The organism is Rathayibacter sp. VKM Ac-2927 (genome assembly GCF_022815525.1).
Classification (GTDB): Bacteria; Actinomycetota; Actinomycetes; order Actinomycetales; family Microbacteriaceae; genus Rathayibacter; species Rathayibacter festucae.
The window spans coordinates 175,849-199,777 of record NZ_JALGRT010000004.1; the positions used below are offsets into that span (position 1 = coordinate 175,849).

A 23,929-nucleotide genomic window follows, 5' to 3' on the forward strand; every position below is an offset into this window, starting at 1 on the left:
CCTACCCGGCCTACCCGCACACGGCGCCACCCACCCGATCGGGTAGGCGGAACCGTCTCATCGGGTGGTGGGAGCCGGTGTCCCCCACGCGCAGGCTGGCCACATGCCCGCATCCACCGACGTCACCACCGACCCCGCCCAGGCCCTCGCCGCGATCGTCGCCGAGGTCTCGAAGGCGACCGCCGCGCTCACGACCGACCGCCTCGAGCCCGTCGCCGAGCTGCTCGCGGACGCCGAGCGCGTCTTCGTGCACGGCGCCGGCCGCTCCGGCCTCGCGCTGCGGATGACCGCCATGCGGCTGATGCACCTCGGTCTCGTCGTGCACGTGGTCGGCGACGTCACCACCCCCGCGATCCGCGAGGGCGACGTGCTGCTCACCGCGAGCGGCTCCGGCACCACCGGCGGCATCGTGCGCGCCGCGCAGTCCGCCGTCGACGCCGGCGCGCGGGTCGCCGCGATCACCACCGCCGCCGGATCCCCGCTGGCCGAGCTGGCCTCCGCCGTCGTGATCGTGCCGGCCGCCGACAAGCTCGACCGCTCGGGCGCGGCCTCGGCGCAGTACTCCGGCGGGCTCTTCGAGCAGGTCGTCGTGCTCACCGGCGACGCCCTGTTCCACGCGCTCTGGAAGCGCGGCGGCGCGAGCGCCGACGAGCTCTGGCCGCGCCACGCGAACCTCGAATGACGACCGACCCCACTCTCCTCCATACCCCCACCTCGACAGGAAGAAGCACCCCGTGAAGCTCCAGTTCGCCATGGACACCCTCAGCACCGACGCCGCCCTCGAGCTCGCCGCCGTGGCCGCCCCGCACGTCGACATCCTCGAGCTCGGCACCCCGCTGATCAAGAGCGCCGGCCTCTCGGCCATCACCGCCGTCAAGGAGGCGCACCCCGACAAGACGGTCTTCGCCGACCTCAAGACGATGGACGCCGGCGAGCTCGAGGCCGACATGGCCTTCAAGGCCGGCGCCGACCTGGTGACCGTCCTCGGCGTCGCCGGCGACAGCACCATCGCCGGCGCGATCGCCGCCGGCAAGAAGCACGGCAAGGGCGTCGTCGTCGACCTGATCGGCGTCCCCGACAAGGCCGCCCGCGCCCGCGAGGTCGTCGCGCTCGGCGCCGAGTTCGTCGAGATGCACGCCGGCCTCGACGAGCAGGCCGAGGAGGGCTTCACCTTCGAGACGCTGCTGCGCGACGGCGAGGCCTCGGGCGTCCCGTTCTCGGTCGCGGGCGGCGTGAGCACCGCCACCATCGAGTCGGTGCAGCGCTCGGGCGCCGTGGTCGCCGTCGCGGGCGGCGCGATCTACGGGGCGCCCGACGTGGGTGCGGCGGCTGCCGCGCTGCGCGCTGCCATCGCCTGATCGCCGCCATCGCCTGATCCCTCGGGGCGGCGTCGCGCGATTGCGCGCCGCCGCCCTCCTGCAGCTCAGCCCCTCAGACTCGCGCTAGGGAAGTCGCGGTGGCGCGATCAGTTCGAGGAAGCCGCCGAGCGCACCCTCGAGGTAGACGATGCGCGTACCCGCTCGGGCGCCGCTGGTCATCCGGTGGGGCGGACCGACCGGCCGCCAACCGTGCGCAGCACCCAGGCCCAGCACCCGGTCGAGGTCCGAGACCGTCAGCGCGATGTGCACCGTGCCGATGTCCGCGGGTGAGCCGGCTGCTCGAGCCGACCGAGGGGGGTCGTACTGCAGCAGCTCGACTCGGTGGTCTCCGAGTGTCACCACCGCTCCCTGGATCGTCGTTCCGTCGACACCCGTGGTCGCGACCGTGGTGTCCGCATCGAGCGTGAAGGTGCGGTCGAGTGTGAAGCCGAGACCGGAGCTCGATGAGCGAGAGGACATAGGCTCGCACGCATGGCAGCCGGCGCAGTGATGTACAACTTCGCGATACAGCTGGCCGATGTGGACCGCGGCGTCTACGAGGACATCACGCTGCGGGCCGCTCGGCACCCTTCCGAGACCGACGTGTTCATGATGACGCGCGTGCTCGCCTACTGCCTCGAATACGTGGAGGGGATCACCTTCAGCGAGGGGATCTCGTCGACGGCGACCGAGCCGGCGGTGCTGGTCCGTGATCTCACCGGCAGGTTGACCACGTGGATCGAGGTGGGCGCGCCGGATGCCGAGCGACTGCACTTCGGGAGCAGGCTGGCCGACCGCACGACGGTCTACACGCATCGCGACCCGGAGAAGGTGATCGCGGCGTGGTCCGGCAAGCGAGTCCACCAGCCCGAGCAGATCACCGTGCAGAGCTTCGACCACGGGTTCCTGGATGCCGCGGTCGCGGTACTCGAGCGCCGCAACTCGCTGACCGTGTCGGTCGTCGAGGGGCAGCTGTATCTCGAGTTCAACGGCGTGACGTCGAGCAGCGACATCCACGTGCATCAGCCGGGCTGAGCGTCGGCACCCTCGACGCGAACGGAAGGACCGAGTCGCGTCCTGTTGCACGTCGACGTCCGTCGACGACTGCATTCCAGGCGGAGGCACGGCCGTCACGACGGGCCGGGTGCAGTGCTCGTCGGTCTGCTGCTCGCGTACTAGGCGGTGCTGGAGGCGTTGATCGCGCCGACGTGCTCCTTGGAATCGTGGTACCGGGACCTGGTGCCGGCCAGGCCGGCTCGGGAGCCGGAGGAGAGCACGACGGTGAGGCCGCGACCCGTACTGCTGAAGTGTCCGACGTCGTGATCACGGCACCGGGAGCGGCCGTGGTCGCGGGGGTGACGAGGGAAGTCGATGTACAGCACCGCGGGTCGGCGGTCAGCAGAATCATGTCTTCGAACGAGGCAGAGAGCATCCAGTTCCCGGTGCAGCGGACTCACTGGGGCACCGGGGCTCTCAGCGACGCCGAGCCGGGCGGTCTTCTTGAACGTCTCAGTGCGCAGTGCGCGGTCGCCGCCGCCGCCGCCGCCGGTCGAGCCACCGTCGCCTGATTCCCGCGGCGCTGCGCGCCCTTCCTCAGGCACATCGCCCTCCTCCAGCGCCAGCCCTCCGACTTGACCCCTCCCGCCCCAGCCCTCCATACTCGTCAAAACGAACTTTGAGTTCACCTAGTGAACTCCGCATCCCTCAACGACGAGCGGAAGGAACACCCCATGGGGTTGGCTGTCTGGGCCCTCATCGCGTACATCGCGGTCATCGTGATCTGGAGCGTCGCGCTCAAGCGCGGCATCGGCGAGGCCATGGTGGTCGGCTTCCTGGTCGTCTGCGCCTTCGGCGGCGGCGACTTCCTCCGCCTGGTCCTGGTCGGCATGCAGGCCGCCTTCGATCAGGAGATCGTGTTCGCCGCGCTGGCCTTCACCTTCATCGGCTTCCTGCTCGCCTCCACCGGCGTCATCGACCGGCAGGTCGACCTGCTGAACTCGCTGCTCGGCCGCCTCCTCGGCGGCGCGGGCTACGTCGCCACCGTCGGCTCGGCGCTGTTCGGCGCGGTCGCGCACTCCGGATCCGCCAACGCGGCGACCATGGGCTCGGTCGCGATCCCGTGGATGAAGCGCTCGAACTGGCCGCCGCACGTGGCCGCGACGCTGATCGCCGGGAACGCGGGCAACGGCACCGTCATCCCGCCGAGCGCCTCGTTCTTCATCCTGATCGGCACCGCCACCGTCGCGCCGTACATCTCGATCGACCAGCTGCTGCTCGCGATGTTCGCCGCCGCCGCCTGGTGCATCCTCTGGCGCCTGATCGTCGTCTTCTACTTCGTGCGCAAGTACAAGATCGGCCGGGTCGCCGCCGCCGACATCCTGCCGTTCGCCAAGTCGTTCCGCCGCGGCTGGACCTCGCTGCTCGTCTTCCTCGGCATCATCATCCCCGTCGTCGTCACCCTCGGCCCCACCGGCGAGGCGCTGACCGGCGTGCTCGGCGCGGACGTGATGGACGCGATCAGCATCATCGTCTGGATCCCCGTGCTGCTCGGCCTCTTCGCCGCCGCGCTGGGCTGGCGCGGCCTGCCGAAGTCGGGCCGGGAGTGGTACGGCTTCGTCGCGAAGACCGCGCCCCGCTACCGCGACATCGGCGCGACCCTGGTCTTCGCCTTCGCCGGCGGCGCGGTGCTCACCGAGCTCGGGCTCGCGGAGCAGCTCTCCAGCGTGCTGAACGGGCTGAACGCCTCGCCCGTCGTGATGTCGGTGATCGTCGCCGTGATGGTCGTCCTGGTCGCCGGGCCGCTGAGCTCGACCGCGACCATCGCGACGATCGGCGGCATCGGCTTCAGCGTCCTCGTCGCCTCGGGCGTCGACCCGGTGCTCGCGGCGTGCGTCGTCCTCGTCGCCGCCTCCACCGAGGGCGCCTCCCCGCCCGGTGCCGCCGCGATCTACATCGCGACCGGCATCGCCCAGGTGAACCCGGTGAAGACGTTCGTCCCGCTGATCGTCCTCTACGTCCTCCCGATCCTGCTCATCGCCGCCCTCATCGGGCCGGGCTGGCTGCCGGTGCCGCACTGATGCGCGCCTGCACCCGCTCCCGCGTCCGCCCCGCCGCCGCTTTCCCGCCCTCGTCCTGGAGACACTGATGTCCGAAGAAACCGCCCCCCGCGACTCCCCGCACGGCCCCGGCCGTCAGCGCGTCATCTCGCTGATGACCACCGTCTTCGTGGTCCTCCTCGTCACGATGCTCGTGCTCGGCACGATCCTCGTCCTGCTGCAGATCGCCGGCCTGGTCGTCGTGAACGGCACCCTCATCGCCGGCGCCTCCGCCGCGCTCAGCCCGTGGACGTTCGGCGTCGCCGGCGTCCTCGGCATCTGGACCCTCCTCCTCTCCTACGCCCACGGCTGGAAGCCCGCCGACTAGGCGGCGCCCCCTCGACACGGAACGAGAACGACATGACCGAGAACGAGCCCTCTCAGAACGCCGCGGCACCGAAGACCCTCCTCGAGCGCTTCGCCGCCCTGCCCGTCGCCAACGTCGGCGACTCGATGGACCGCCTCGGCGTCGTCGACGCCGCGATCCGCCCCGTCTGGCGCGGCGCCCGACTGGCCGGCCCCGCCTTCACGGTGGAGGTCGCCGGCGGCGACAACGCGGGCATCCACGAGGCGATCGGCCGGCTCAGCCCCGGCGACGTCCTCGTCGTCAACGGCCACGGCGTGCAGGACCGCGCGCTCGTCGGCGAGCTGATCGGCGAGCGGCTGCGCAAGGTCGGCTGCATCGGCATCGTGATCGACGGGGCGCTGCGCGACGTCGACGACCTCGAGGAGATGGGCTTCCCGGCGTTCGCCCGCGCGGTCAGCCCGGCCGGCCCCTACAAGAACGGACCGTTCCGGCTCGGCGTGCCCGTCGCGATCGGCTCGGTCGTGGTCTCCCCCGGCGACCTCGTGCTCGGCGACTCCGACGGCCTGGCGGTCGTCCCGCGCGGCGAGGCCGAGGCCGTGCTGGAGCGGGCGGAGGCCAAGCACGCCACGGAGACCGCGACTCGGAAGAGCATCCTGGCGGGGCCGTGACCGGGGACGGGACCGCCGCCGGGGACGCCGGGGCAGCGGACGTCAGCGCCGCGGCCCGGGACAATGGTGGCCATGGCCCAGACTCCCGCGGACGCGTCCGCCTCGACCGTGCGCAGCGTCGACCGCGCGCTCGACCTGCTCGAGCTCCTCGAGCGCAGCGACTCCCCGTTGCGGCTGGTCGAGCTGAGCCGCGGCTCCGGGCTGCAGAACGCGACCGTGCTGCGGATCCTCGGCTCGCTGCAGCACCGCGGCCTCGTCGCCACCGAGAACGGGCTCTACCGGCTGGGGCCGGCGGCGCTCGGGATGGGGCACAGCTACCTCGCGACCGACCCGCTGATCGCCCGGGCCCGGCCGGTGCTGCAGCAGCTGGCGGGCAGCACGGGCCTGACCGCCTCGCTCTACGCGCGGATCGGCGACTCGCGGATCCTCACCGTCCGCGTCGACGGGCAGGACCCGCTGCGCTACCAGCTCCCGCTCGGCCGGCGGCTCCCGCTGCACGTGGGCGCCGGGAAGAACATCCTGGCCGCCCTGCCGGAGGACGAGCGCGACCGGATCCTCGAGGGGCTCGGCGACACCGACACCGCGGCCGGCGAGCGGGTCACGGCCCGCGAGCTGCGCGAGCAGCTCGCGCAGGTCCGCCGCGACGGCTTCCACATCTCCATCAACGAACGCGAGACCGGCGTCGCCGCCGTGAGCGTGCCCCTCGGGGGCGCTGCCGGTGACGTGATCGCCGCGATCTCGGCCTCGGGCCCCCTCGAGACCACCCCCCGCGCCCACCTCGAGGCGCAGGTGCCAGAACTGCGCCGAGCGGCGAACGCCCTCCAGCGCTGATCAGCCGGAGCGCGAGCGTCCGGCGAAGGAAGGACGCGCGATGCGCATCGGATTCATCGGACTCGGCGAGGCCGGAGCCCTCTACGCGGCGGCGGCCGCCGCCCACGGGGACACGGTCTCGGGCTACGACCCGGCCGCTCCCGGCACTCCCGAGGGGGTGGAGCGGACGGCTGACCTGGCGGGCGCCGTCTCCTCCGCCGACCTCGTCGTCGTGCTGACGGCGGCGTCGCTGAGCGAGCGGATCGCGGCCGACGCCGCCCCGCACCTGCGCGCGGGCGCCGTCTACGCCGACTTCACCACCGCCTCCCCCGCCACGATGGAGGCGGTCGAGCGGGTGATCGACGCCGCGGGCGCCCGCTTCGCGGACGTCGCGATCCTCGGCCCCGTGCCCGCGAAGGGCGCGCGGACCGAGACCATCGTCAGCGGCGCCGCGGCGGCCGACGTCGAGGCCTGGCTGTCGTCGCTCGGCGCCGAGGTCGAGCGGATCGACGGCCCGGCCGGCGTCGCGACCTCGCGCAAGCTGCTCCGGAGCGTGCTGATGAAGAGCCTCGCCGCGGTCGTCGTGGAGGCCGTCACCGCCGGCCGCGCCGCCGGCTGCGAGCCGTGGATCCGCGAGCAGATCGCCGCCCAGCTCTCCGGCGACGTCGAGGCCAAGATCGACCGCTACGAGACCGGCAGCCGCAAGCACGCTGTCCGCCGCAGCCACGAGATGACCTCCGTCGTCGAGTACCTCACCGCCCTCGAGGTCCCGTCCGAGATGTCCGCGGCCTCGGAGCGCGTCCTGCAGCGCCTCGCGGACGAGGAGGCGGGCGGCGCATCGCGGGCGTGAGCAGCGAGCGCTCCCTGCTGGTCGAGCAGCCCCGCAGGGGCGTATCGAGACCCATCCTCAGACGTCGGTGGATCTCGATACGCCCGCTCCGCGGGCTACTCGATCACCATGCATCTCCCGGACGGAAAGGGCGCAGCGGCGACCGCCCTCCATGTTGGTCGAGTAGCCCCGCAGGGGCGTATCGAGACCCGCCGTCGTCATGCGTTCGGGTCTGCAGACCCATCTTCAGACGTCGGTGGATCTCGATACGCCCGCTCCGCGGGCTACTCGATCAGCATGAATTCACCAGCGCGAACAAGGTGATCTGTCCGAGGAGACCCAGCTCGGGTTGTCTTCGAGGGCTCCGACGCGCCGCGCCCACCGCTCCCCGGTCCTAGCCCCGCTCGGCTCCGGGCTCAGCGCCCGCCCAGCTCGCGAGGTAGGGCAGGCGCCGCTCGAGTGCGAAGACGCGGGCGACCTCGGCGGCGTCGGCGCGGCGGCGGGCGGACTCCTCGTCGGTGCCCGACCAGGCGTAGGGGTAGGGGAACGGGTCGGTGAGGTGCGCCATCAGGTGCAGCACCATCTCGTCGTCGTCCTCGGCGGTGACGTCGGGGCTCGCGGTGCCGCGCTCGTTCCACTCGGCGCTCCAGCGGCCGGCGAAGTCTCGGCGGGCCGACCAGCGCGGGTCGCCGTCGTAGGCGAGGCGGTCCTCCCGCACGACGGACCAGTGCCGGTCCCGCGACGGCAGCAGCTCGCGCGCCGCCTCGACGACGGAGACGGGCGTCCAGCCGGCGGGGAAGAAGGTGCGCAGCGCGGTCGCCAGGACGAGCGGAGTCGGGAGCGTCGACGCGTCCGCGCGGCCGGCGCTCACCAGCGCGCACACCGCGAGGGTCTCCGGGTGCGGCCCTCCGGAGGCGCGGCCGAGCTCGGCCAGGTGGATCGCGAGGGAGCGGTGGAACGCGGCCGAGGCCTCCGCGTCGGCGAACGGCGGGGCGGGGATGCGGCGGTCGAGCCGGATCCGGGGGATGTGGCGCACGACGGGTCCTCTGGTCGGTCGGGTCTCAGGTCACGGCTGCCGAACGGCGCGCGGCCGCAGGCCGTCGAGAAGCACGTCGAGCAGCACCGCCCGGTCGGCGGGAGAGCCGAGGCGGACGGCGTGCTCGATGCCGCAGACGAGGTGCTCGAGGTGGTCGATCGTGAGGTCCGGGCGGACGGCGCCGGCGGTGCGCGCCGCCGCGAGCACGGCCGCGAAGGACTCGAAGATCTCGCGCTTGGCCGCGCGGACGGACTCGGCCTCGTCCTCCGGCGAGAGCAGCACCGCCTGGAGACCGCCGTCGGACAGCTGGAGGTCGAGCGCCTCGCGGAGGTAGACGGCGAGGGCGGCGCCGGGGTCGGGCAGCGCGACGGCGCGGCGCGAGACGGCGAGCATCGCGTCGAGGGTGTCGGCGGAGAGGGCCTCGACGAGGGCGTGGACGGTCGGGAAGTGCCGGTAGACGGTGGCGACGCCGACCCCGGCCTCGCGGGCGACCTCGTTCAGCCGCAGCGTGCCCCGGTCGTGGGTGCGCGCGACCTCGAGGATGCGCGCGCGGCTCCGCGCGGCGTCGGATCGGAGGACTGCCATGCGCCCCATCCTACGCAAGCGGATGAGTCATCCGTTTCGTGCTAGCGTCCGATGCGGATACATCATCCACTTCGAGAGACGAGGACCGCATGACGAGCGAGCACCCGAGCTGGGACACCGACCGACTCCCCGACCAGACCGGGCGCACCGTCGTCGTGACCGGTGCGACCGCGGGCATCGGCTACTTCGCCGCCGAGCAGCTGGCCGGCGCCGGCGCGGACGTCGTCCTGGCGTCGCGCTCGGCGGGCAAGCTCCGGCGGGCGGCGGACACCCTCCGCGACATGGTCCCGCGAGCCCGGGTCCGGACCGTCGTGCTCGAGCTCGGCTCGTCCGCCTCCGTCGACCGGGCCGCCGCGGAGCTCGCCGCGCTGCCCCGCCTCGACGGGATACTGCTCAACGGCGGCGCGATGAGCATGGACCCGCGCGCGGTCACCGAGGACGGGCTGCCGCTGCTGCTCGGCACGCACGTCGCCGCCAGTGCACGACTGGTCGCGCGGCTGCTGCCCGCACTCGCGGCCACCGCGGCCGAGCACGGCGGCCGGAGCCGGATCGTGCACACGTCGACGGGGTTCGTGCAGCAGTTCCCGATGCGGGTGGACGATCTGCGCCGGGTCCCGCGGGTGGGCATCAGCGCCTACACGAAGACCAAGACGGCGACCGAGATCTGGGCTTTCGAGCTCGACCGCCGGCTTCGGGCGGCGGGCGTCCCGGTCGCGTCGATCGTCACGCGGCCCGGAGTGGGCGTCGATGCGAAGACCCCGGAGCGCGCGGGGATCCGCGACGCGACGACCCCTCACCAGCGCAATCCGTACACGCCGTGGGCGCAGGGCAAGGACACCGCCGCCTGGTCGGCCGTGCGGGCGCTCACCGATCCGCAGCTGCAGGGCGGGGAGTACGTCTCCCCGCGGGGCCGCCTGCGGGGAGCGCCCGTGCTCGTCGCGCCGCCGGCCCGGACCGCCGCTCCCCCGGCGGACGCGGCCGACCGGCTCTGGCGCCAGGTCGAGGAGCTCGCGGGGGTCGGCGTCGACCTCTGAGGCGTGACCCGCGGTCAGCCCTCGAGCCAGTCGAGGGCTGCCGTGAGCAGCCGCACGTGCCCGGGCGAGGAGTACGACGCGGCGTCGTGGCCGAGCGCGTCGTAGACGGTGCGGCCGCCGCCCTCGCGCTCGAGCGCCCAGGCGATCGGGTGCCGCTCGCCGTCGTGCTCGTGCGTCGCGAGGATGCGGGCGGCGTCCGCGACCTCGAGCCAGGAGTAGCGCTCGTCCTGCACATCGAAGTCGTCGAGGCCCGCGGTGATCGGATGCGCGCCCGCGGCGATCGCGATGCGGGCGGGTCCGTAGTCCGGGTGCATGGTCGTGCCGCGGACCCAACGGCCGCCGAGGAGCGTCGCCCACTCCGGGGAGCCCCCGAAGCTCGTGGAGCTGACGTGGATCCCGAGCACCGGGACCGCCGACCGGTCGAGCAGGGCGAGCGCCGCCGCCCCCTCGGCGAGCGGGCTCGCGCCGCCGTCGCGCGGCTGACCGACGTCGACGACGAGCAGGTCCGGGAGCGGTGCGCGGCCGGAGCCGAGATCGGCGAGCGCCTGGTCGACGTCGCCGCGGATCTCGACCTCGTGCCCACGCGCCGAGAGCAGCGCGGCCAGGGCGGCCGCGGTCTCTCCGAAGGGATGCCAAGGATCAGCGTAGCGGCCGTCGCCGCGGAGGAGCAGGGCGGTCACGGCAGCTCCGTTCTCGAGCGGACATCGGTCGCGGCAGCGCGGTCAGCTCGCGCGCGGCATGCGGAGGTCCGAAGACCGCATCCGCCGAGCCGTATCGTCCCACGCGGGTTCCGCGAACTCGCTCTCGTGGAGTGCAGCCGCACAACATCAGCTGAGAGTGGAGGGCCTCCGCTGTCAGGGGAGGCCGGTCCGTTCTGGCTGATGTTGTGCGCGCCGATCCCGTCGCCGGCCGCGGCGAGTCGCCGCCCGGCCCCCGCGACTCTCCGAAAGCTGCGGTAGTGACGCGCGACTACCGCAACTTCTGGAGAGTCGAGGAGGGATGCAGGCCCGGCGTCAGAACGACGGGGCGCGGGCGATCCAGCCGGTGGCCTCCTCCAGGGCGCGGGTCACCGCCAGCAGCTGGGCCTCGCGGCCGTGGCGGCCGACGACCTGGACGCCGACGGGGAGGCCGTCGGGGGTGAAGCCGGCGGAGGTGACGACGACCGGGTGGGCGGTCAGGGTCAGGCGGTTGGCGAGCATCTGCCAGGTGAAGTAGCGGTCGAAGTCGTGGCCGTCCACGGACGGCACCCACTCGAGCTCCGCGGGTGGCGCGACGACGGGGGTCGCCGGCAGGATCAGCACGTCGTGCGTCTCGAGGACGCGGGCGGTGTCGCGGAAGAGGCGGGTGCGGCGCTCGTAGGCGTCGGCGAGCTGCGTCGCCGACATCGCTCGGCCCTGCTCGACGTTGCGGACGTAGTCGGGGCGGAAGCCGGTGGCGCCCGCGTCGACGGCGTGCCGGCCGCCGAGGAAGAACTCGAAGGTCTCGATGGTCTCCCAGGCCTCGTCGGCGCCCGCGAAGTCGGGCTCGTCCGCGTCGAGCACGGCGCCGAGTCCGGAGAGCTGCGCGGCGAACGCGGCGTGCACGGCGCGCACGTCGGGGTCGATCGGCAACCCGCCGGCGTCGTCGCTCCACGCGATCCGCAGGCCGTCGACCGCGACCGGGCGCGCGGCGTGCACCGGCAGCGACGACAGCGGCCAGACGCTCTTCTCGACCGAGAGCGCGTCGAGGAAGAGGGCGGCGTCCGCGGAGTCGCGAGCCATCGGGCCGGTCACGCCGTGCGGGGTCCAGGCGTTGCCGGTGCGCCCGCTGGCCACGCGGCCGGGGCTCGGCCGCACGCCGACGACGTTGCAGAACGCGGCCGGGTAGCGCAGGCTGCCGCCGCTGTCGGAGCCGTCGGCGATCGGCAGCATCCGCGCGGCGAGGGCGGCGGCCGCGCCTCCGCTCGACCCGCCGGCGTGGCGCGAGACGTCCCACGGGTTCACGGTGGTGCCGAAGACCGGGTTGAAGGTCAGCACCCCCTGGCCCATCTCGGGGGTGTTGGTCTTGCCGATGATCAGGGCGCCGGACTCGCGCAGCAGCGTCGCGAGCACGCTGTCGTGCGCGGCGGGCGCGGCGTCGGCGAAGGCGGCGGAGCCGTTCGTCGTCGGGAAGCCGGCGACGTCCATCAGGTCCTTCACCGCGGTCGGCAGGCCGTGCAGCGGGGGCAGCGGCTCGCCGGCGGCGAGCGCCTCGGCGGTGCGGCGGTCGGCGGCCTCCGCGGCGGCGAGCGAGACCGAGTCGGGCTGCTGCGAGACGACGGCGCGGATCGCGGGGTTCCGCTCCTCGATCCGCTCCAGGTGCGCGCGCATCACCTCGACGGCCGAGACCTCGCGGGAGGCGACGGCCGCGGCGAGCGCGACGGCGCTGCTGTCGGCGAGGTGCTCAGCCAGGCCCGCCATCAGCGGCCGCCCTCGTGACCGTGCTGCTGCTCCGCGTGCTCGTGCCCGGCGTGGGCGTCCGACGCGCCATCGGTGTGGCACGCGTGCGCGTCGCCCGAGCCCGCCGGCGCGCAGTGCGCCGACTCCGACGCCGGCACGTCCAGCGACGGGTTGCGGTCGAAGAAGCCGTCCGGCTCCAGTCGCAGGCTGATCCGGTCGACGGGCATGATCGGCCACTGCTCCGGGCGCGGGAAGTGGTGCACGCCGAGGACCGGCCAGAGCACGAGGCGCTCGTTCTCGAGCGAGCGGTCGGCCTGCTGCCAGACGTGCACGCCGTCGTCGCCGAGCTCGCCCTGGTTGGGGTACTCGCCGGCGATGAAGCGCTGCTCCGGGTCGAAGGCGCTCGCCCAGAGGTGCTGCCCGACGAAGGGCGCCTTCCGCTCGACGACGCTGCCCGGGCGGGCGTAGAGCTGCGCGGTGTTCTGCAGCGCGAGGCGGTAGGCGGTCGCCTCGCCGTAGCGGTTCTGCGCCGACTCGCTCTCGATCCGCCAGTGCAGGGCGCGCGACGGGTCGGCGCGGCGGGCGGCCACCGACTCCGAGGCCAGCGGCGTCTCGACGGCGAGGCAGGCGTTGCCGTACGGGTTGGTCGTCTCGTCGGGGTCGGCCTCGGCGTGCACCTCGACCAGGCGGTTGAGCGGGCCGTCGATCGCGGTGTCGAGGCGGACCGCGAAGTAGTGCTGGTGGATCGGCGCCTGCACGTTCGGCGCGACCATTCGCCCCGAGCGCGGCGACTCGCCGTCGGCGATGCCGCTCACCGACATCAGTCCGGTCAGCTTCACCTCGAGCTCGACCGAGCCGTCCTGGTACAGCGACCAGTAGAAGCCGTAGTCGTAGTTCGCGACGGTCGCGAAGCTGGAGATCACCAGGCGGCGGCTGCGGCGCACCTCGGCGCTGCCGGTGCGGGTGTTGACGTGCTTCCAGAGGATCGAGTCGTCCTCCTCGTGCAGGCAGATGCCGTTGACGATGGTCTGCGGCTCGCCGTGGCCGTCGAGGTAGTCGACGTCGAAGTAGCGGATCTCGCCGAGGCAGTCGCAGCCGAGCTCGAGGCTCGCGGTGAGCGGGCCGGCGCCGTACTCGCCCCAGTCGAAGAAGTTCTTGCGGTAGGCGGTCGGGTCGCTGTCGAGGTACGGCACGTACATCTCGTTGACGGCGGCGCGCGCCAGCACCGGACGCTCGACGTCGCCGTCGCGGTAGGTCAGCTCGTGCAGCACGAGGCCCTCGCGGTGGCTGAAGCCGACCCGGAACGACCAGTTCTGCCACTCGACGCGGTGCCCCTCGATCGCGAAGCCGGGGCCGTCGGCCTGCACGATGTCGAGCTTGGACACCTCGCGGTCGGGGCCCCAGGTGCCGGCGGTGTAGACGCCGGTCTCGCTCGCCATCGGGATCACGCCGTGGTCCTCGATCCGGATCACCTCGAGGGTGTCGAGGTCGAGGATCGGCACGAGGCCGGCGACCGGGCGGGCGTAGCCGTTGTCCTCGGGGAACTCGCGGTACCAGACCGTGCCCCAGCTGAGCCGGCGGTCGGCGAGGTCGTCGGGCACGAAGCCGGTGATCGACTCCGGGTCGACCCAGACCAGCGAGGTGTCGGTGATGCCGCGGAGGGCGAGCGCCTCCGTGAGCAGCGGGGAGTTGCGGGCCGCCTGGGCGATCAGGCGCGCCTCGTCGCTGGAGACGCCGGGGCGGCGGTGGTCGACGTCGGTCCAGACCTCGACGATCGCGGGGCTGTCGGGGCCGGCGGTCCAGCCGCGCACCTCCCAGGCGGCGCGGGCGTCCGGGTCGAGCACGACCAGGCGCACGGGGCGCGCGCCGCCGGGCGCGATGCCGCGGGCCTTCTCCTCGTCCAGGCTGATGCCCCAGAACCGCGGGCGGGCGCCGATGCGGTCGCTCGCGCGGACGGCGGCGACGAAGGACGCGATCTCGGCGGCGGCGAGGGGGTCGAGGGAGTGCGAGTGAGTGGTGAGGGTGCTGGTGCTGGTGGAGCTCATGGCGGCGGCGGTCCTTCGGTTCGGGGCGTCAGGCGTGCGGAAGAAAAGGGGAGTTCAGCGGGATAAGAGGAGCGGAGCGACGGGGCCGGTCCGACGAGGCGGGCGCGGTTCCCGGCCGCGACGGTCGAGAGCGGTCAGCCCGCCCCCGCGACGATCGCGCGGCCGTCGGCCCGCGGATCGCTGGCCGCGTCGAGCCGCCCGTCGCGATGCAGCCGCACGAGCTGCACGTGCCCGGCCTCGTCGATCGGGCCGGACGATTCGGCGACCGGAAGCCCGAGCTCTCGCGCCGCAGCGACCGCAGCCGGAACCCCCGGCTCCGCCACGAGCGTCAGCTCCTCGTGCCCGAGGTCCCGCGCCCCGACGACGAAGCGCGGCCGCTCGAGCACGGCGGCCGGATCCGCGGCCGGATCGAGCAGCTCGCGCACGAGCTGGGCGAGGATCCACGGCTGGGCGCTGCCGCCCTGGCAGCCGAGGCCGAGCAGCAGGTCCCCGCTCTCGGCGATGACCGGCAGCAGCGTGTGCGGCGGGCGCAGGCCCGGGCCGACCCGGCCGGGGTGGGCGGGGTCGGTGCTGAAGGCGGAGCCGCGGTTGTGCAGGACGATGCCGGTGCCGGGGTCGAGGATCCCGGAGCCGAAGAGCTGGTAGACGCTCTGGATCAGAGTGACGACGGTGCCGTCGGTGTCGGCCGCGGTGACCGCGACCGTGTCGCCGAGCGCGCGCCCGGCCCGCGGCAGGGAGCCGCGCGAGAAGGAGCGGGGGTCGAGCATGGCGGCGACGTCGATCGCTCCGCCGCGCGGGTCGCCGAGCGCGGACTGCCGCACGAGCGCCGCGTCGCGGACGGCCTCGACGAGCTGCGCCGTGTCGCCGGAGAGCGCCTCGGGCAGGACGCCGAGCAGCACCACGCCCTGGCTGGGCGGCGGAGCCACCCACCAGCGCACGCCGCCCTCGCGGGAGGCGGCCGGCTCGACCAGCTCGGCCTCGTGCGCGGCGAAGTCGGCGGGGGTGTGCGCACCGCCGAGGGCGGCCAGGCGCGCGGCGAGGGAGTCGGCGATCCGGCCGCGGTAGAACGCTCCGGGGTCGTCGACGAGCTCGGTCAGCGAGGCGGCGAGCGCGGGCTGCACCAGCAGGTCGCCCTCGCCGAGGAGCCCGCCGTCGCCGTCGCCGAAGACGCCGCGCATGCCCTCGTCGGCGAGCAGCTCGTCGCGGCGCAGGGCGATCGCGCGGCCGAGCCCCGCGGAGATCGGGAAGCCCTCGGCGGCGAGCGTCGCGGCCCGGCGGAGCGGGGTGTCGAGGCCGAGGCGACCGCCCAGACCGGCGATCGCCTGCCAGCCGGCGACCGCGCCGGGGATGGTGACGGTCTGCGGGCCCTGGCGCGGCATCCGCTCCTCGCGGGCGAGCGCCGCGACGTCGATGCCCGCGGGCGCCGCTCCGGCCGAGACCACCGCGACGACGTCCTCGCCGGGGCGGCGGACCAGCGCGATCAGGTCGCCGCCGAGGCCGCACTGGTGCGGGTAGACGACGGTGAGCGCGGTCGCGGCGGCCAGGGCGGCGTCGATCGCGTCGCCGCCGTCGGCGATCGCGCGGGCGGCGGCGTCGAGTGCGGCGGGATGCGGCGCCGCGACGGCGACGCGGGCGGGAGGCGGGGAGAGGGTCATGCGGTCACCGTCCGGTCCGGGCTGAGGAAGTCGAGGTCGGGGCGGTCGACGCCGTCGACGAGGTCGGCCAGCGCCTCGCCGATCGCGGGGCCGAACTTGAAGCCGTGGCCGGAGCAGGCCGCGGCGACCAGCACCTCGGGCCGGCCGGGCAGCGCGCCGACGACGAAGCGCTTGTCGGGGGTCATCGTGTAGAGGCAGGCGACGGCCTCGCCGCCGGCCGTGTCGATCCCGGGGACGAAGCGACGGAGCAGGCTCTCGAGGTGCGCGATCTCCGCCGCGGTCGGCGGGGCGACGGGCACGGCCGGGTCCCAGACCGGTCCCGCGTCGACGCCGATCTTGGCGCCGGAGCCGGCCGCCTCGGGCAGGCCGAAGACGAGCCCGTCCGGCAGGTCGACGGAGAAGCAGCCGAGCGCCGGCGGCTGCGCGACGCTCTGGCCGGCAGGGACGGTGAGGGTGAGGATCCGCTGCACCTCGAAGAAGCCGGCGGTCTCGGGCAGCAGCCGCTCGACCCAGGCGCCGCCGGAGACGACGAGGCGGCGGGCGCGCAGCTCGCCCGCGGAGGTGCGGACGGTGACGACGCCGGCGCTGTCTCCGGTGCCGACGCTCCAGTCGAGCACCTCCTCGTCGAAGCGCAGCTCGGCGCCGGCGGCGGTCGCGGCGGACTGCGCGAAGGCCAGCGCGCGGGCGGCCTCGACGACGCCGGCGTCGGGGTCGTGGACGACGCCGTAGTCGGCAGGCGGAACGAAGGAGGAGTCGGGCACGGGCACCGGCCGGCTGCGCCCGCCCTGCAGCGCCGCTTCGCCGCGGTGCGCGTAGAGGCCGCCGGTCGGGTGAACGAAGGGCGCGCCCGCCGCGGCGGACCAGCGGTCCCAGCCGCGGAAGGCGCGGTCGACCAGGTCGTTCCAGACCGGGCTCGGGTAGGCGCGACGGATCATCCGGGTCGCACCGTGCGACGAGCCGCGGACGTGGCCGGGGCCGAACTGCTCGATCCCCACCACGCTGCGCCCGCGCAGGGCGAGCTCGAAGGCGGTGGCGGAGCCGTGGATCCCGAGGCCGACGACGATCGCGTCGTGGACCGTGTCGTCGGAGACCGTCACGAGGTCACCCCCGCGACCGCGGCGAGCAGCGCCTCGACGTCCGACTCGTCGGTGTAGACGTGCGGCGACACCCGGACGACGCTCGCGAGGCCGCGGGCGCCGAGGTCCCACTGCGCGTGCGAGGCGGGCACCGCGAGCGAGTCGACGGCCGCCTCGCGCAGCCGCGCCGAGACGGTCTTGCCGGGGACGCCGTCGACGGTGAAGGTCACGATGCCGGACGGCGACACGGGCGGATCCGCCACGGTGACGCCGCCGATCGCGGACAGCTCGGTGCGCAGCCGGGCGCCGAGGGCCACCAGGTGCGCCTCGGTCGCCGCCGTGCCGCGCTCGTGCGCCTCGCGCAGCGCCTCGCCGAGTCCGAGGCGGAGGGCCACCGACGACTCCCAGGTCTCGAGGGCTCTCGCCGTGCCGTCCATCGTCCACTCCTGCTCGCTCGTCCACTGCGAGCCTCGCACGTCGGGCGCCCAGGCCCCGATGCCCTCGAGCAGGCCGCGGCGGAGGAAGACCAGCCCGGTCCCGCGCGGCCCGCGGAGGAACTTGCGTCCGGTGGTGACCAGGGCGTCGCAGTCGATCGCGCGGATGTCGATGTCGAGCTGACCGACCGACTGGGTCGCGTCGAGCACCGTGATCGCGCCGTAGCGGCGGGCCAGCACGCCGATAGCGGCGACCGGCTCGACGAGTCCGGAGGAGGTGGGGACGTGCACGGCGCTGATCACGGTGCGGCCGCTCGCGGTGGCGAGGGCGCTCTCCAGCGCCTCGATGTCGAGGCCGCCGCTGGAGTCGTTGGGGAGGAGCGTCAGGCGGACGCCGTCGTAGCGCTCGAGCGCGAGCAGCCGCAACGCCTGGCTGACGTAGCTCGAGCGCGGGGCGAGCACGGTGTCGCCGGGGCCGAGGCGGAGGGCGTCGAAGATCGCGCGGAGGCCGCTGGTCGCGCTGTCGAAGAAGGCGATCTCGTCGGCGTCTGCGCCGAGCAGCGCGGCGGCGGCGGCGTAGGCGGCGTCGATCCGGTCGGCGACGTGGTTCGCGGCCTCGTAGCCGCCGATCCGCTGCTCGAGGCGGAGGTGCGCGATGACGGTCTCGAGGACGGAGTCGGTCATCAGGCCCGCGCCGGCCGCGTTGAAGTAGTGCCGGCCGGCCGTGCCGGCGGTGCGAGCGCGCTCGGCGGCCACATCGATGGACGTCCGGGCGGGGGCGCCACCGGTGAGGCCGATCGTCATCTGCAGGTCCCTTCTCGCGGTCGCCGTACCGCCGACCCCTTAATGGATCCCATCGTACGCAGGTTGTATCCATTCTGGCTACCGCCGGATACGCTGAGGCGCATGAGCCACCCCGTCGTTGAGCATTCCCCCGAGCAGCGTGCCCGCGAGCTCGGCCTCGCGATCCCCGACTACCTCGACCCGCCCTACGGCGGGCGCTACGGCGGCAGCACCCTGCGGGCGTTCCACCGCACCGGCGACCTGCTCGAGCTCAGCGGCATCACCCCGGAGTCGCGCGACGGCGCCCTGCTGCACCCGGGAGCGGTCGGCGTCGACATCACCCTCGAGCAGGCACGGGAGGCGGCCCGCTACACCGCCGTCAACGCGCTCGGCATGATCCGCGCGGCCCTCGGCTCGCTCGACGAGGTCGTCGCCCTCTCGCGCGGGCTCTGCTTCGTGCTGTGCCCGCCCGGCTTCGAGCGCCTCAACGAGGTCTCGAACGCCGCGAGCGACCTCCTCCTCGACGTCTTCGGCCCCGACGCCGGCCGGATGGGCCGCGCCTCGATCGGCGCCACCGCCCTCTCCCGCAGCGCCTGCTTCGAGCTCTGGCTCAGCCTGGAGTGCCGGCCCCGCTGACACCGCGGGGTCTCTGCTTGCTGATCGAGTAGGCCGCGGAGCGGGCGTATCGAGATCCACCACCGTCAGAACGGCGGCGGTGCATCGACGAAGCGCGGTCGGCGCGGTGGGTCCGGCGGTCGCCCCGGCAGCGGCGGCGGCCGGTTGCTGACACGGCGCCCGGTCGGCGTCGTCCACACGATCGTCCCGGCGTCGTCCTTCGTGTACGTCCATCGGTCGCCGTGCCGGAGGTGATGGTGGCTGGTGCAGAGCGCGACGAGGTTCTCGAGGGAGGTCTCGCCGCCGTTGCGCCACTCGATCGTGTGGTCCGCCTCGCTGCGCGCGGAGGTGCGGAGGCAACCCGCGAAGCGGCAGGTCTGATCCCGTAACTGCAGATGCAGCCGCATCCGCGACGGCGGAAGACGCTGCGTCCGGCCCACGGAGACGACGGCACCGGTGTCCCGTTCGGTGAGCACCCGGGTGAACGACGCCGCCGTCCGGATCAGCTCCCGCGCCACGTCGGCAGGCACGGGGCCGTAACCGTCCAACTCAGCGGGCTCGTCATCCAGGTCCACGGCCGTGGACGCCGCGAGCGTCAGCCGCACCTCCGCCCGGACACCGGGGACGAACGTCGGATCGGGACGATCCTCCGCGTCCGGGGTCGTGCCGATGATGTCGCCGTCGCAGAGCAGATCCACGGCGACGTCGGCGCGCAGTTGAGAGAGCGTGCGCACATCCCCGGCGTCGCGCAGAGAACGGGCCATTCGGTCCGCACGCTCGTAAGCACCCATCACCGCAGGCGCCGACCCGTACAGGCAGAGCGTCGCCATTCCGTCCACATCCGCCGTGACCCAGACAGCGCGATCCGCTCGCGCTCGGGCATGCCGCTCGGTCAGCGATTGCTCGTGCAGCTCCTCCCGCCACCGGCGCAGAGCTCGGCGCAGCTGGGTGAGCGCGGAGGTTGTGGAGGAGGCTCGCTGCCGGGTGTCCGACGACGGTGGGTCTCGATACGCCGCCGGAGGCGGCTACTCGACCAGCATGAACGCGCCGCGGAAGGTGGAGATTCGACCAGCATGCAGGGCCGCCGAAGGCGGTTGCTCGACCAGCATGCAAGGCGGCCGAGGGCGGTTGCTCCACCAGCACGGAGGGCCTGCGCTCATGCGTCGTGCGGGCGCCGGTCATGCTGATCGAGTAGCCCGCGGAGCGGGCGTATCGAGATCCACCCGAAGCAGAACCTCGGTTGCCGCACGCACGATCGTGGTGGGTCTCGATACGCCCTCCGGGCTGCTCGACCAGCATGCGACGACGCTGCGAGCCGCTCGACCCGCATGTGGCGGCTGCTCGACCAGCAGGCCGCCCGACCGCCGAGGCGCCCGCGGCGCCGCCCTAAGCTCGAGGGCGTCGGTGGTCGGTGCAGCCCAGCAGGAGGACGAGTCGTGGACGTGGTTCTCGGAGTCGACGTCGGCACGTCCAGCACGAAGGCGATCCTCGTCGGCCTCGACGGGCGGGTCGTCGCCGAGGCGGCCCGCGCGCACGTCGTCGACCGGCCGCGGCAGGGCTGGGTCGAGATGGACTCCGGCGTCTGGTGGGCGGAGTTCCGCAGCCTCGTCGCCGAGCTCACCGCCGCCGCGCCGCACGGGGTCGTCGTCGCGGTCGGGGTCAGCGGCATGGGCCCGTGCGTCCTCCTCACCGACGCGGCCGGCGACGAGCTCCGCCCCGCGATCCTCTACGGCGTCGACACCCGCAGCGTCGGCATGCTCGACGAGGTCACCGCACTGCTCGGCGGCGAGGAGGCGATGCGCGCCCGCACCGGCTCCGGGCTCTCGGCGCAGGCCGCGGGCGTCAAGCTCGCCTGGGTCGCCCGCCACGAGCCGGAGCTCTGGCGCCGCGCCGTCCGCTTCACCATGCCGTCCTCGCGGATCGTCGAGCTGCTCACCGGCGAGTACGTGCTCGACCACCACTCGGCCAGCCAGTGCACGCCGCTCTACGACGTCGCCCGCGAGGAGTGGATCGACGAGTGGGCCGCCCTGCTCGCCCCCGGCCTGCAGCTCCCCCGCCTCGGCTGGCCCGGCGAGATCGCCGGCCGCATCACTCCCGAGGCCGCCGCCGCGACCGGACTGCCGGCCGGCGTGCCGGTGGTCTTCGGCACCATCGACGCCTGGGCCGAGAGCCTCAGCGCCGGCCGCCGCCGACCGGGCCGGGTGTTCCTCCAGTACGGCACGACGATGTTCCTGGTCGCGCCGATGGCCGCCCCGACCCCGCTCGGCGGGATGTGGACGACGGTCGGCGCCGCCCCCGGCGAGCCGACCGCGGCCGGCGGCATGGCCACCTCGGGCGCCGTGACCGACTGGCTGCGCCGGCTGACCGGCGCCTCCTGGGCCGAGCTGCTCGACGAGGCCGCGCGGTCCGGACCGGGCGCCGGCGGGCTGCTCGTGCTGCCCTACTTCGCGGGCGAGCGCTCGCCGTTCGCCGACTCCGACGCCCGCGGCGTGATCGCCGGGCTCGGCGTCGGCTCCACCCGGGGCGACCTCTACCGCGCCGTTCTCGAGGCGACGGCCTTCGCCGTCCGGCACCACCTCGAGGTACTCCGCGAGCACGGCGTCCGGGTCGAGGCGCTCGTCGGCGCGGGCGGCGGGGTCGCCGCCGAGCTCTGGCCGCAGATCGTCAGCGACGTCTGCGGCCTGGAGCAGGTGATCCCCACGGTCTCGGTCGGCGCGGCGTACGGCTCGGCCGTGCTCGCGGCGGGCCTCGTCACCGACGTCGACATCGAGGAGTGGAACCCCGCGGCGACGACCCTCGTGCCCGATCCGGCCGTCGCCGCGCTCTACGACGGGCTGTACGCGGACTTCCGCCGGCTCTACCCCGAGACCCGCGCCACCGTGCACCGCCTGGCGCAGCGGAGCCGGGACCTCGGGGCAGGCGGCTGATCTCTAGGCGTCCACGCCCGCCGGCGCGCTCCCGTCGTAGCCGCAGATCGCCGCGACCTTGCCCGCCGACGCGCTCGACGGATCGAACTCGTAGCCGAGCCACTCCCGCGCCATCCGCCGCGCCACCTCGAGCCCGACCACGCGCTGCCCCAGGCAGAGCACCTGCGCGTTGTTCGACAGCACCGACCGCTCCACCGAGTAGGAGTCGTGCGCCGTCACCGCGCGCACCCCCGGCACCTTGTTCGCCGCGATCGCGACGCCCAGGCCCGTGCCGCAGACCAGGATCGCGCGGTCCGCGGACCCGTCGGCGATCATCCGCGCGGCCGTGACCGCGATGTCCGGGTAGTCGGTGTGGCTGTCGGCGTCGACGCCGACGTCGGTGACCAGCGAGACGCGGTCGTCCTTCAGCAGATCGGCCTTCAGCGCCTCCTTGTAGTCGTGGCCCGCGTCGTCCGATCCGACGACGACCCGATAGGTGGTGGTCATTCCGCTCCTCCTTTTTCCGTGGCGGGCTCCGCACCGGCGCGCTCCGCGAGGACGTCGCCGACCGCGGTCAGGATCATCCCCATCGAGGTCGCGCCCGCGTCCGGTGTGCCCAGGCTCTTCTCGGCCAGGGGTCGTGCGCGGCCGACCTTCGGCCGCAGGTCCGCCGTCGCCGCGGCGCGCTCGACGGCGACGCCCGCCGCCTCCCGCCACGCCTCGACCAGCGACGAGCCGCCCGCCACCCGCTCGCGCAGCACGCGGGCGAACGGCAGCAGCGCGTCGAGCATGGTCTTGTCGCCCTCGCCCGCGCGCCCGAGATCCACGATCGACTCCGCGAAGGCGTCGACGCCGGCCACGACGTCCGCCGCCGAGTACTCCTCGCGCCCGTCGGTCAGCGAGGCGCCGAGCGCCTCGAGCGCCGCGCCCCAGAGCACCCCGGAGGTGCCGCCGGCCTGCTCCGCCCAGGACTGCCCCGCGCGGGACAGCAGCCAGGCGCCGCCCGCGCGCTCCTCGATCCGGTCGAGGCGCCGGGTCGCCGCGCCGATGCCCTTGAGCATCCCGCGGCCGTGGTCGCCGTCGCCCGCGACCGCGTCGATCCGCCCGAGGGTCTCCTCCTCGCGCTGCAGCAGCTCGCGCATCCGCTCGAGAGCGGCGCGCACGGTCTCGCCGAGCGCGACGGCCGCGTCCGTGGCGGAAGGAGCGGACTCCTCCTCACCCGCCGCGGCGTCCTCGCCCGAGGGCGCCAGCAGCGCCGCGACCGGCGCCGCGACCCGGCGGTAGGCCGGCGTGTAGGCGTCGGCGCGCCAGTAGCGCTCGAGCTCGTCGTCGAGCCACTGCAGCGTCAGCGAGACGCCGCCCATGTCGAGGCTGGTGACCAGCTCGCCGACCTCCGGCTCGACGGTCTGCAGCCCGGCCTCCTCCAGCCGGCGCGCGATGTGGCGCCAGAGCAGGAAGAGCTCCTCGTACTTCGTGGTGCCGAGCCCGTTGAGGATCGGGGCGACGCGCGTCGTGCCGCCCTCCGCTCGGGCACCCTCGGGAAGGTCCGCCAGGAGCCGGTCGACGAGCAGATCCGCCAGCTCCGCCGCGCGCAGCAGCTCGATGTCCTGGATGCCGGGCTCGCCGTGGATCCCGAGCCCGAGACCCAGGTGGCCCTCGGGCACGCTGAACAGCGGCTCGCTCGCGCCGGGCATGGTGCAGCCCGAGAACGCGACGCCGAGCGTGCGCGTCGCCGCGTTGCTCGCGTTCCCGATCCGCTCGACCTCGTCGAGGGACAGCCCCTCGGCGGCAGCCGCTCCCATCGCCTTGAACACCGGGAAGTCGCCCGCGATCCCGCGGCGCTTCCCGATCTCCTCCGCCGAGGCGATGTCGTCCGTGACGACGACGATCCGGGTGTCGATCCCCTCCTTGCGCAGCCGCTCGGCCGCGATGCCGAAGTTCATCGTGTCGCCGGCGTAGTTGCCGAAGCTGAACACCACTCCGCGACCCTGATCGGCCGCCTTCGCGACCGAGTAGGCCTGCGCCGCGGAGGGCGAGGTGAAGATGTTGCCCACCACCGCTCCGGTCGCGAGACCCGGGCCGACCGTGCCGCTGAACGCCGGGTAGTGCCCGGAGCCGCCGCCGATGACGACCGCCACCTGCGGCGACGCGCCGGCGGTGCGGTGCGCGACCACTCCGCCGGGCACGCCGCGCAGGCGGTCCGCGTAGAGGGAGAGGAAGCCGGCGAGCTGGTCCTCGGCGAACTCGTCGGGGTCGTCGTAGATCGTCGTCATGCC

At 74.1% G+C, this 23,929-nt stretch carries 24 protein-coding genes; 12 read left to right on the forward strand and 12 right to left on the reverse strand.

Going from position 1 to position 23,929, the window contains the following annotated elements; translation table 11 throughout:
- Positions 1–103: 103 nt before the first annotated feature.
- Positions 104–682, forward strand: coding sequence for a 6-phospho-3-hexuloisomerase (hxlB, locus tag MT353_RS13550; RefSeq protein ID WP_132435456.1), 579 nt, complete (start codon positions 104–106; stop codon positions 680–682).
- A gap of 52 nt (positions 683–734) precedes the next feature.
- Positions 735–1,358, forward strand: a complete 624-nt coding sequence (gene hxlA / locus MT353_RS13555) for a 3-hexulose-6-phosphate synthase (RefSeq protein ID WP_243624810.1) — start codon at positions 735–737, stop codon at positions 1,356–1,358.
- Between the two features lie 84 nt (positions 1,359–1,442).
- On the opposite strand, the gene MT353_RS13560 is transcribed toward hxlA, so the two are convergent.
- Positions 1,443–1,838 carry a VOC family protein gene (locus MT353_RS13560; protein ID WP_243624811.1) on the reverse strand — a complete coding sequence of 132 codons (396 nt, stop codon included), beginning with the start codon at positions 1,836–1,838 and terminating at the stop codon, positions 1,443–1,445.
- Between the two features lie 12 nt (positions 1,839–1,850).
- On the opposite strand from MT353_RS13560, the gene MT353_RS13565 reads away from it, so the two are divergent.
- From MT353_RS13565 to MT353_RS13595, 7 genes are all read left to right on the forward strand, one after another.
- Positions 1,851–2,393 (forward strand): YaeQ family protein, encoded by a 543-nt coding sequence (locus MT353_RS13565; protein WP_243624812.1) that lies wholly within the window; start codon positions 1,851–1,853, stop codon positions 2,391–2,393.
- Between the two features lie 272 nt (positions 2,394–2,665).
- A complete protein-coding gene (locus tag MT353_RS13570; protein WP_243624813.1) occupies positions 2,666–2,926 on the forward strand; it encodes a hypothetical protein in 261 nt (86 codons plus the stop codon).
- Positions 2,927–3,088: 162 nt separating this feature from the next.
- Positions 3,089–4,435, forward strand: a complete 1,347-nt coding sequence (locus tag MT353_RS13575; RefSeq protein ID WP_243624814.1) for a TRAP transporter large permease subunit — start codon at positions 3,089–3,091, stop codon at positions 4,433–4,435.
- 67 nt (positions 4,436–4,502) lie between these two features.
- Entirely contained in the window at positions 4,503–4,781 is a 279-nt protein-coding gene (locus MT353_RS13580; protein ID WP_132435466.1) for a hypothetical protein, read from the forward strand.
- A gap of 32 nt (positions 4,782–4,813) precedes the next feature.
- Positions 4,814–5,428 carry a methyltransferase gene (locus MT353_RS13585; RefSeq protein WP_243624815.1) on the forward strand — a complete coding sequence of 205 codons (615 nt, stop codon included), beginning with the start codon at positions 4,814–4,816 and terminating at the stop codon, positions 5,426–5,428.
- A 72-nt stretch (positions 5,429–5,500) separates the two neighbouring features.
- Positions 5,501–6,259: an IclR family transcriptional regulator gene (locus MT353_RS13590; protein WP_243599563.1), complete on the forward strand. Its 759-nt coding sequence runs from the start codon at positions 5,501–5,503 to the stop codon at positions 6,257–6,259.
- Between the two features lie 40 nt (positions 6,260–6,299).
- The gene (locus MT353_RS13595) at positions 6,300–7,088 is read left to right on the forward strand and encodes an NAD(P)-dependent oxidoreductase (RefSeq protein WP_243624816.1); all 789 of its coding nucleotides are present in this window, start codon (positions 6,300–6,302) and stop codon (positions 7,086–7,088) included.
- A gap of 373 nt (positions 7,089–7,461) precedes the next feature.
- On the opposite strand, the gene MT353_RS13600 is transcribed toward MT353_RS13595, so the two are convergent.
- Entirely contained in the window at positions 7,462–8,103 is a 642-nt protein-coding gene (locus MT353_RS13600; protein WP_243599561.1) for a hypothetical protein, read from the reverse strand.
- 30 nt (positions 8,104–8,133) lie between these two features.
- A complete protein-coding gene (locus MT353_RS13605; RefSeq protein WP_243624817.1) occupies positions 8,134–8,688 on the reverse strand; it encodes a TetR/AcrR family transcriptional regulator in 555 nt (184 codons plus the stop codon).
- Positions 8,689–8,777: 89 nt separating this feature from the next.
- Between MT353_RS13605 and MT353_RS13610 the strand changes: the two genes are divergently transcribed.
- On the forward strand, positions 8,778–9,722 hold the full coding sequence (locus MT353_RS13610; protein ID WP_243624818.1) for an SDR family NAD(P)-dependent oxidoreductase: 945 nt from the start codon (positions 8,778–8,780) through the stop codon (positions 9,720–9,722).
- A 14-nt stretch (positions 9,723–9,736) separates the two neighbouring features.
- Here MT353_RS13610 and MT353_RS13615 read toward each other — a convergent pair whose 3' ends face one another.
- The 6 genes from MT353_RS13615 to MT353_RS13640 form a co-directional block, all read right to left on the reverse strand.
- The gene (locus tag MT353_RS13615; protein ID WP_243624819.1) at positions 9,737–10,402 is read right to left on the reverse strand and encodes a ThuA domain-containing protein; all 666 of its coding nucleotides are present in this window, start codon (positions 10,400–10,402) and stop codon (positions 9,737–9,739) included.
- 333 nt (positions 10,403–10,735) lie between these two features.
- Positions 10,736–12,160: an amidase gene (locus MT353_RS13620; protein ID WP_243624820.1), complete on the reverse strand. Its 1,425-nt coding sequence runs from the start codon at positions 12,158–12,160 to the stop codon at positions 10,736–10,738.
- Positions 12,160–14,184: a primary-amine oxidase gene (locus MT353_RS13625; RefSeq protein ID WP_243624821.1), complete on the reverse strand. Its 2,025-nt coding sequence runs from the start codon at positions 14,182–14,184 to the stop codon at positions 12,160–12,162. Before MT353_RS13625 ends, MT353_RS13620 begins: the two co-directional genes overlap by 1 nt.
- A gap of 134 nt (positions 14,185–14,318) precedes the next feature.
- Positions 14,319–15,839 carry a gamma-glutamyltransferase gene (locus tag MT353_RS13630; RefSeq protein WP_243624822.1) on the reverse strand — a complete coding sequence of 507 codons (1,521 nt, stop codon included), beginning with the start codon at positions 15,837–15,839 and terminating at the stop codon, positions 14,319–14,321.
- The gene (locus MT353_RS13635; protein ID WP_243624823.1) at positions 15,836–16,936 is read right to left on the reverse strand and encodes an FAD-dependent oxidoreductase; all 1,101 of its coding nucleotides are present in this window, start codon (positions 16,934–16,936) and stop codon (positions 15,836–15,838) included. The genes MT353_RS13630 and MT353_RS13635 overlap by 4 nt, the downstream gene beginning before the upstream one ends.
- Positions 16,933–18,153, reverse strand: a complete 1,221-nt coding sequence (locus tag MT353_RS13640; protein WP_243624824.1) for an aminotransferase class V-fold PLP-dependent enzyme — start codon at positions 18,151–18,153, stop codon at positions 16,933–16,935. Before MT353_RS13640 ends, MT353_RS13635 begins: the two co-directional genes overlap by 4 nt.
- Before the next feature lie 102 nt (positions 18,154–18,255).
- Between MT353_RS13640 and MT353_RS13645 the strand changes: the two genes are divergently transcribed.
- Positions 18,256–18,768, forward strand: a complete 513-nt coding sequence (locus tag MT353_RS13645; RefSeq protein WP_279400751.1) for a RidA family protein — start codon at positions 18,256–18,258, stop codon at positions 18,766–18,768.
- A 65-nt stretch (positions 18,769–18,833) separates the two neighbouring features.
- Here the strand turns inward: MT353_RS13645 and MT353_RS22125 are convergent, their stop codons facing one another.
- Positions 18,834–19,577: an HNH endonuclease signature motif containing protein gene (locus MT353_RS22125; RefSeq protein ID WP_374204710.1), complete on the reverse strand. Its 744-nt coding sequence runs from the start codon at positions 19,575–19,577 to the stop codon at positions 18,834–18,836.
- Positions 19,578–20,183: 606 nt separating this feature from the next.
- Between MT353_RS22125 and MT353_RS13655 the strand changes: the two genes are divergently transcribed.
- A complete protein-coding gene (locus MT353_RS13655; RefSeq protein WP_243624825.1) occupies positions 20,184–21,674 on the forward strand; it encodes an FGGY-family carbohydrate kinase in 1,491 nt (496 codons plus the stop codon).
- Between the two features lie 3 nt (positions 21,675–21,677).
- Here the strand turns inward: MT353_RS13655 and MT353_RS13660 are convergent, their stop codons facing one another.
- Together MT353_RS13660 and MT353_RS13665 are read right to left on the reverse strand one after the other, a co-directional pair.
- Entirely contained in the window at positions 21,678–22,160 is a 483-nt protein-coding gene (locus tag MT353_RS13660) for a ribose-5-phosphate isomerase (RefSeq protein WP_127888036.1), read from the reverse strand.
- Entirely contained in the window at positions 22,157–23,926 is a 1,770-nt protein-coding gene (locus tag MT353_RS13665; RefSeq protein WP_243624826.1) for a dihydroxyacetone kinase family protein, read from the reverse strand. The genes MT353_RS13660 and MT353_RS13665 overlap by 4 nt, the downstream gene beginning before the upstream one ends.
- Positions 23,927–23,929 lie beyond the last annotated feature (3 nt).